The organism is Pseudomonas sp. (assembly GCF_041601375.1).
In the GTDB taxonomy this organism is placed as follows: domain Bacteria; phylum Pseudomonadota; class Gammaproteobacteria; order Pseudomonadales; family Pseudomonadaceae; genus Aquipseudomonas.
Genome location: NZ_JBFIIG010000183.1, coordinates 1 through 8,326 on the forward strand (window position 1 = coordinate 1; position 8,326 = coordinate 8,326).

The 8,326-nt window shown below is 65.0% G+C and carries 8 protein-coding genes; 6 read left to right on the forward strand and 2 right to left on the reverse strand.

From position 1 onward, the window contains the following. On the reverse strand, positions 1–584 hold a 584-nt coding region (ung, locus tag ABZE94_RS18205), incomplete at its 3' end, for a uracil-DNA glycosylase (protein WP_372877139.1). A 160-nt stretch (positions 585–744) separates the two neighbouring features. On the opposite strand from ung, the gene ABZE94_RS18210 reads away from it, so the two are divergent. Further along, entirely contained in the window at positions 745–1,158 is a 414-nt protein-coding gene (locus ABZE94_RS18210; RefSeq protein WP_372877141.1) for a PaaI family thioesterase, read from the forward strand. A gap of 108 nt (positions 1,159–1,266) precedes the next feature. On the opposite strand, the gene ABZE94_RS18215 is transcribed toward ABZE94_RS18210, so the two are convergent. Further along, positions 1,267–2,148: an AraC family ligand binding domain-containing protein gene (locus ABZE94_RS18215; RefSeq protein ID WP_372877143.1), complete on the reverse strand. Its 882-nt coding sequence runs from the start codon at positions 2,146–2,148 to the stop codon at positions 1,267–1,269. A gap of 130 nt (positions 2,149–2,278) precedes the next feature. Here ABZE94_RS18215 and ABZE94_RS18220 point away from each other — a divergent pair, with 130 nt between their 5' ends. The 5 genes from ABZE94_RS18220 to ABZE94_RS18240 all read left to right on the forward strand — a co-directional run. Further along, positions 2,279–3,772: a CoA-acylating methylmalonate-semialdehyde dehydrogenase gene (locus ABZE94_RS18220; RefSeq protein ID WP_372877145.1), complete on the forward strand. Its 1,494-nt coding sequence runs from the start codon at positions 2,279–2,281 to the stop codon at positions 3,770–3,772. Positions 3,773–4,016: 244 nt separating this feature from the next. After that, complete coding sequence (locus tag ABZE94_RS18225) at positions 4,017–5,264, forward strand: substrate-binding protein (RefSeq protein ID WP_372877146.1); 1,248 nt, start codon at positions 4,017–4,019, stop codon at positions 5,262–5,264. Between the two features lie 6 nt (positions 5,265–5,270). Next, positions 5,271–6,437 (forward strand): acyl-CoA dehydrogenase family protein, encoded by a 1,167-nt coding sequence (locus ABZE94_RS18230; RefSeq protein WP_372877148.1) that lies wholly within the window; start codon positions 5,271–5,273, stop codon positions 6,435–6,437. A 95-nt stretch (positions 6,438–6,532) separates the two neighbouring features. Next, the gene (locus ABZE94_RS18235) at positions 6,533–7,351 is read left to right on the forward strand and encodes an enoyl-CoA hydratase (protein WP_372877150.1); all 819 of its coding nucleotides are present in this window, start codon (positions 6,533–6,535) and stop codon (positions 7,349–7,351) included. A 44-nt stretch (positions 7,352–7,395) separates the two neighbouring features. Further along, the coding region (locus tag ABZE94_RS18240; protein WP_372877152.1) for an enoyl-CoA hydratase/isomerase family protein at positions 7,396–8,326 on the forward strand (931 nt) is incomplete at its 3' end.

Below are 8,326 nucleotides of genomic sequence, written 5' to 3' on the forward strand. Positions count from 1 at the left end.
GGCGAGGGATGCGGCGAACACAGCACCAGGTGCTTGCTCGAGTCGATCAGCCGCGCCTTGCTCTGCGCATGCTTGCCCCAGAGCAGAAAGACCAGGTGCGCCCGCTGCTCACTGACCACCTCGATCACCCGGTCGGTAAATACCCCCCAGCCCTTGTCCGCATGGGAATTGGCAACCCCGCGCTCGACCGTCAACGAGGTGTTGAGCAAGAGCACGCCCTGCTCGGCCCAGTGCTGCAGGCAACCGTGCGCGGCGATGTCGATATTCAGGTCGCGCTTGAGCTCCTTGTAGATATTCAGCAACGACGGCGGCGTGGCCACCCCCGGCTGCACCGAGAAGCATAGGCCATGGGCCTGCTCCGGGCCGTGATAGGGATCCTGGCCGATGATCACCACCTTGACCCGCTCCAGCGGCGTGGAGTTGAGCGCATTGAAGATCAGCGCACCCGGTGGATAGACCTCCTTGCCCGCGGCTTTCTCCTGGCGCAGGAAGTCGGCCAGCGCCTGCATATAGGGCTTGGCGAACTCCTCGCGCAGGGCCTCTTTCCAGCCCGCGTCGAGCTTGATGTTATCGGCGGAGGTCATGCCTGGTTCCCGAGTCGACGAATTGAAGACGGCACGCTAGACAAGCCTCACAGGCAAGTCAAGGCGCAGACGAATAGACCCTCATCATCCTCCTGGATGCAGATGGCGACAGCTCGGCAGGCAGTCGAGACTGGGGCAACCAACCCCAAGGAGCAGCCACATGGACAGTCCCATCGGTATCAGCCGGGAGCGCCTGGAGCAGGCCCTGGAACACTCCGCCTTCGCCAGGTTGCTCGGCGCCGAACTGCTGGACTTCGCCCCCGGCAAGGTCAGCCTGCAGCTGCACAGTCGCCCGGAACTCAGCCAGCATCACGGTTACACCCACGGCGCGGTGGTCGGTTTCATGATCGACAGCGGTTGCGCCTGGGCTGCCGCCTCGCTGGTGGGCGACGTGGTCACCAGCGAGTACAAGGTCAACCTGCTGGCCCCGGCGATCGGCGACAAGCTGATCTGCCGCAGCGAGGTGATCAAGGCCGGCAGGCGCCAGGCCGTATGCCGCGCCGATGTGTTTGCCGTCAACCACGGCGAGGAGAAGATCATCGCCACCGGCCTGGCGACCATCGCCCGGGTGTAGAAGACATTGTGGAAGGGGCCTTGGCCGCGAAGACTAAGCTGCGACCCGGTCGCGGATAGAAGCTAGGCGTCCCCTCCGCTCCCAGCCAAGCGCTGCCTGCACGCGCCATCAGCCCTGATGCAATGCCCGGTAATGACTGGGCGCCATGCCCACAACTTTGCGGAACAGCCGCGAGAAGTAGTAGACGTCCTCGTAGCCCAGCTGTTCGGCAACCTGGCGGATGCCCTGTTGGCCTTCGTCGAGCAAGCGGCAGGCATGGGCCATCTTCAGCTGGATGAAATCCTGGATAGGCGCATGGCCGGTCAGCGCACGGTAGGTCTTGGCGAAGTGAAAACGCGACAACTTGAACTGCGCCGCCAGCTCGTCGAGGTTGAGCGAGCCGTGCAGGTGGGCGCGCATCACCGCCTGCACCGCATCGACGTCCAGCACCCGCCCCGATTTCAACTTGGCCCGCGCCGGCAGCACCGCCAGGGAGGCCAGCAGCGCCTGCAACTGGTGGGCGGCATAGATGAAGTGCGCCAGGTTCAGGCCCTGCTTGCGCAGATTTAGCAACGCATCGAACTCGGCCAGCAGGCGCGGTTGCATGCCGATGCGCCAGATCGGCCCCTTGCCCAGCGGGCGCAGGAACTCCGCCGCCAGCTCGCCATCGAAGTGCACCCAGTACAGGGTCCAGGGTTTGCCCGGATCCGCGCCATAGGCATGGGGGCTACCCTTGGGCAACAGCAGCAAGTCGCCACCGGCGACAGCGATTCGTCCATCCCCGGTCTCCAGCCAGCCCTGACCGGCACGGCAATAGACCAGCAGATAATCGTCCGGAAGCGGCCGATTCATCCGGTGCCCGCCAGCCTCTGGATAGAACCCCAATGCCAGCGGATAGCAGCCCGAAGCCAGTGGATGACGGCTCAGGATGCGGCGCAGACGCGGCGGGGTGATGAAACGCACGCCGTTGGCCGGCAATGGCCAGTTCGATGTTTCAACCCGATCGCTCATGCGCCCTCCGATAGCCCAACAACAAGATCGTCCATCCATTGACCAAGATCGTCAATCCACAAGCGCGCTTGAGCCGGCTATAACACTAAAAAACATCAGGGCCTGTCCCGGGCTGAAAGTGGAGAGTGCGATGAGCAAGGCAATCCCGCAGTTGATCGAAGGTGAATGGCGCGAAAGCCGCACCCGCGAATTCATCGAAGTCACCGACCCGGCGACCCAGGAAGTGCTGGCCCTGGCGCCCAAAGCCACGGCCGAAGAAATCGAAGCCGCCGTCGCCAGTGCCAAAACGGCCTTCCTCACCTGGCGCGAGGTGCCGGTGTCCGATCGCGCACGGCTGATGCTGCGTTATCAGCACCTGCTCAAGGAACACCACGACGACCTGGCACAAATCCTCTCCAAGGAAACCGGCAAGACCCTGGCCGATGCCAAGGGCGACGTCTGGCGCGGCATCGAGGTGGTCGAGCAGGCGTGCAATATCGCCAGCCTGATGATGGGCGAGACCATGGAGAACGTGGCCCGCGATATCGACACCGCCAGCTGGATCCAGCCGCTCGGCGTGTGCGTCGGCATCACCCCGTTCAACTTCCCGGCGATGATTCCGCTGTGGATGTTTCCCCTGGCCATCGCCGCCGGCAACTGCTTCATCCTCAAGCCGTCCGAACAGGACCCCATGACCCCCAACCGCCTGGCCGAGCTGTTTATCGAGGCCGGCGCGCCCAAGGGCGTGCTGCAGGTACTGCACGGCTCCCGCGAGGTGGTCGACAGCCTGCTCACCCACCCGGATATCCGCGCCATCTCCTTCGTCGGCTCGGTACCGGTCGGCCAGCACATCTACCGCACCGGCACCGCCCACCTGAAGCGCGTGCAGGCCTTCGCCGGGGCCAAGAACCATATGGTGATCATGCCCGACGCCGACAAGCAGCAGGTGCTGAACAACCTGGTCGGCGCCAGTTGCGGCGCGGCCGGCCAGCGCTGCATGGCGATCAGCGTGGCGGTGTTCGTCGGCGAAGCGAAACAGTGGATCGACGACCTGCAGGCGCAGATGGCCGAACTGCAACCCGGTTACTGGACCGATGGCCATGCCGCCTTCGGCCCATTGATCAGCCAGCAGGCCAAACAACGGGTGCTGCGCCTGATCGCCGAGGGCAAGGCGGAAGGCGCCGAGTGCCTGCTCGACGGCTCGCACTGCACGGTGGAGGGTTACCCCAACGGCAACTGGCTCGGCCCGACCCTGTTCCGCGGGGTGACCAGCAAGATGGGCCTGTACCGCGAAGAGATCTTCGGCCCGGTGCTGGTGTGCATGGAGGTCGACACCCTTGACCAGGCCATCGCCCTGGTCAACGCCAGCCCCTACGGCAACGGCACCAGTATCTTCACCCGCGCAGGCGGCGCCGCCCGGCACTACCAGCATGCGGTGAACGTCGGCCAGGTCGGGATCAACGTAGCGATTCCGGTACCGCTGCCGTTCTTCTCCTTCACCGGCTGGAAAGGCTCGTTCTACGGCGACCTGCACGCCTACGGCAAACAGGCGGTGCGCTTCTACAGCGAGACCAAGACCGTCACCAGCCGCTGGTTCGAGGAAGACGCCGTGATCGGAGCGAATATGACCATTCAGTTGAAATGAGTACGGCTTAACAACGTCGACAGACCGCTGAAAAAGGTAGCGAGCGATGGCTAGGGCCGTACCCGTTCCCTACGGGTAACGGCATTTCCCACATCCATGTGGGTCACAAGGCGAAACGCAGCATGGCGCGCGCAGCCCGCAGTAGTTTTTCAGCGGCCTGTTAGACCAATAGACGATCTCGACAATTAGTCTAACCGCGTAAAAAGTTCTCCTGATTCCAACAACAAGAACAAGGAGAGCTGCCATGCAACGACTGACTACCACTCTGGCCCTGTGGGCCGGGTTAACCGCCTGTGCGCAGGCCGCCGAGCCGATCACTCTCGGCCTCAACTACCCGCGCACCGGCCCTTATAAGGAAGAAGGATTGGCCCAGATGCGCGGCGCCTTGCTGGCCATCGACGAGCTCAACGCCCAGGGCGGCGTGCTCGGTCGTTCGTTGCGCCTGTCCAGCCGGGATACCGCCTCGCGTCCGGCCAAGGCCGAGCGCAATGTCGACAAGCTGGCCCGCGAGGGCGCGGCCATGCTGTTCGGCGGCTCATCCAGTGCGGTGGCGATCGCCGCCGGCCAGCGCGCGGCCCAGCACGGCCTGCTGTATTTCGGCACCCTCACCTACTCCAACGACACCACCGGCAAAAATGCCCACCGCTATATGTTCCGCGAGTGCAACAACGCCTGGATGAGCGCCCGGGTGCTCGGCCAGTACCTGAACAAGCACCTGCCGGATCAACGCTATTTCTACGTGACTTCCGACTACACCTGGGGCCACACCACCGAAGACTCGCTACGCCGGAGCACCGGCAGCGCGGATAGCGGCAAACATCCCGGGCTCAAGGTGCCCTTCCCCGGCGCGCGCCTGGCCGATTACATGGATGTGCTGAACCAGGCCGCGGCGAGCAACGCCGAGGTGCTGGTCCTGGTGCTGTTCGGCGAAGACCTGGTGCGGGCCATGCGCATCGCCAAGGACCTCGGCCTGACCGAGCGCATGCAGATAGTCGCGCCCAACCTGACCCAGAGCATTATCGAGCAGGCCGGCCCCGGCCTGATGCAAGGCGTGCTCGGCACCGAGCCCTGGACCTGGCGCGTACCTAAACTGGAGCAATCCGCCCAGGGCGAAGCCTTCGTCAAAGCCTTCAGCGAGCGTTATGCGCTCTACCCGTCCAGTTCCGCCGCCTCGGCCTACAGCATCGTCTATCAATGGGCCGATGCCGCGCAGCGGGCCAAGAGCCTGGACAGCGAAGCCCTGATCAAGGCCCTGGAAGGTCACCGTTACCAGCTACTCAAGGGCCCGCAAGAGTGGCGCGCCTTCGATCACCAGAACCTGCAGACGGTGTATGCCGTCAAAGTGAAGGCGCGCACTGAAGTGCTCAAGGATCCGCTGAAACAGGACTACTTTGAAATCGTCGATCGCCTCGACGCCAGCCAGGCGGCGCCCAGCCTGGCCGAATGGCAAGCCGAGCGACGCGCCGCCGGGCAACCCCTGACCCTGCAATGAGGACTTATGGATTTCGAACTCAGCGATGAACAACGCCTGCTGGTCGACAGCGCCCGCGCTTTCGCCAGCCGCGAACTGGCGCCCCATGCCGCCGACTGGGACCGCGACCACCACTTCCCGCTGGACGTGATCAAACAGGCGGCCGAGCAGGGCTATCTGGCGCTCTACCTCGAGGAAGACGACGGCGGCCTGGGCCTGTCACGGCTGTCGGCCGCGCTGATTTTCGAGCAACTGGCCGCCGGCTGCGTGGCCACCACGGCCTTCCTCACCATCCACAACATGGCGACCTGGATGCTCGCCAGCTTTGCCGAACAGGCGCTCAAGGACCAGTGGCTGCCCGGCCTGGTCAGCGGCGAACTGCTCGCCTCCTACTGCCTGACCGAGCCGGATGCCGGTTCCGACGCCGCCCACCTGCGCACCCGGGCCAGACGCGACGGCGACGATTATGTGCTCGACGGCAGCAAGTGCTTTATCTCCGGCGCCGGGTCGACCGAGGTGCTGATCGTCATGGCGCGTAGCGGCGAGGACAGCGGTGCCAAGGGGATTTCCTGCTTCCTGGTACCGGCCGACGCCGCCGGGGTGAAATACGGCCGCAACGAGCTGAAGATGGGCTGGCGCGCCCAACCGACCCGCACCATCACCTTCGAGGGCGTGCGCATCCCCGCCGGCAACCGCATCGGCCCCGAGGGCCAGGGCTTCGTCTACGCCATGCAGGGCCTGGACGGCGGCCGCATCAACATCGCCAGTTGCTCGCTCGGCGCGGCCCAGGCGGCGCTGGAGCAATCGCTGCGCTACGTGGAAGAACGCAAACAGTTCGGCAAGCCACTGCGCGAGTTCCAGGCCCTGCAATTCAAGCTGGCCGACATGCTCACCGACCTCACCGCCAGCCGGCAGATGGTGCGCCTGGCCGCGCACAAGCTGGATCGGCAGCATGGCGAGGCCAGCCTGTACTGCGCCATGGCCAAGCGCTTCGCCACCGATCACTGTTTTACCCTGTGCAACGAGGCCCTGCAGCTGCATGGCGGCTATGGTTATCTGAACGACTATCCGTTGGAACGCTGGGTACGCGACAGCCGCGTGCACCAGATTCTCGAAGGCACCAACGAAATCATGCGGGTGATCATTGCCCGCCGCCTGCTCGAGCAGGGCGGCATGCTCGATCGCCTGCTGTGACATTTTTTGCGTAGGGCGGGTGCAACCCGCCACTTGTGGGTTCACCCGCCATTTGCGGGTTTCACCCGCCCTACATGACCGACATGAGGACTTTTATGAGCCACGCCATCGAACCCTACCACCCCGGTGTTTTCGACCTGACCCACAAGATCACCGTGGAGAAACACGGCCACACCGCGCTGATCACTATCAATCACCCGCCGGCCAACACCTGGGACCGCGACTCGCTGATCGGCCTCAAGCAACTGATCGAGCACCTCAACCACGACGACGACATCTACGCCCTGGTGGTGACCGGCCAGGGCGGCAAGTTCTTCAGCGCCGGCGCGGATCTCAACCTGTTCGCCGATGGCGACAAGGCACGCGCCCGGGAAATGGCCCGGCGCTTCGGCGAAGCCTTCGAGGCGCTGCGTGATTTTCGCGGGGTGTCGATCGCCGCGATCAACGGCTATGCCATGGGCGGTGGCCTGGAATGCGCCCTAGCCTGCGACCTGCGCATCGCCGAACGCCAGGCGCAGATGGCCCTGCCGGAAGCCGCGGTCGGCCTGCTGCCCTGCGCCGGCGGCACCCAACACCTGGCCTGGCTGGTCGGCGAAGGCTGGGCCAAGCGCATGATCCTCTGCGGCGAGCGCATCGACGCCGAAACCGCGCTACGCATCGGCCTGGTCGAGCAAGTGGTCGACAGCGGCGAGGCGCGCGGCCATGCCCTGCTGCTGGCGGCCAAGGTCGCCCGGCAGAGCCCGGTGGCGGTGCGCACCATCAAGCCGCTGATCCAGGGTGCCCGTGAGCGCAGCCCGAGTACCTGGCTGAGCGAGGAACGCGAGCGCTTCATCGACCTGTTCGACGCCGACGACACCCGCGAAGGGGTGAACGCCTTCCTGGAGAAACGCGAACCGCACTGGCGCAACAAATAAACCTATTCCCGTAGGGTGCGCCGTGCGCACCAGGAACCCGCCACATGAATGTGATTTTCGAAGAACTCCATAGTCTGCATGGCTTTCGCATCGGCATCGCCAGCCTGGATGCAGAAAAAAGCCTGAACGCCCTGACCCTGCCGATGATTGAGGCATTGGATGCCAAACTCGCGGCCTGGGCAGATGATCCGGCCATCGCCTGCGTGCTGCTGCGCGGCAACGGCGCCAAAGCCTTCTGCGCCGGCGGTGACGTGGTGCAACTGGTGCAGCAGTGCCGGCAACACCCCGGCGAAGTACCGCCCCTGGCGCGGCGCTTCTTCGCCGACGAATACCGCCTCGACCATCGCATCCACAGCTACCCGAAGCCCCTGATCTGCTGGGCCCACGGCCATGTGCTGGGCGGCGGCATGGGCCTGATGCAGGGCGCCGGCCTGCGCATCGTCACCCCATCGAGTCGCCTGGGCATGCCGGAAATCAATATCGGCCTGTATCCGGATGTCGGCGGCAGCTGGTTCCTCGCCCGCCTGCCGGGCAAGCTCGGGCTGTTCCTCGGCCTGACTGCCAGCAGCATCAACGCCCGCGATGCCCTGGACCTGGACCTGGCCGACCGCTTCCTGCTCGACAACCAGCAGGACGCCCTGCTCGAAGGCCTGGTGCAGCTGAACTGGCAGGAACTACCGCAGCGGCAACTGCACAGCCTGCTCAAGGCGCTGGAACACGAGGCCCGCGGCGAACTGCCGGACGCCCAATGGCTGCCGCGCCGCGAACGCATCGACGCGCTGCTCGACCAGGCCGACCTGCCCAGCGCCTGGAGCGCCCTCACCGCCCTGCACAACGACAACGACCCGCTGCTGGCGCGCGCAGCCAAGACCCTGGCCGGCGGCTGCCCGCTGAGCGCGCACCTGGTCTGGCAGCAGATCGCCCGTGCCCGCCACCTGTCAGTGGCCCAGGTATTCCAGATGGAATACGCCATGA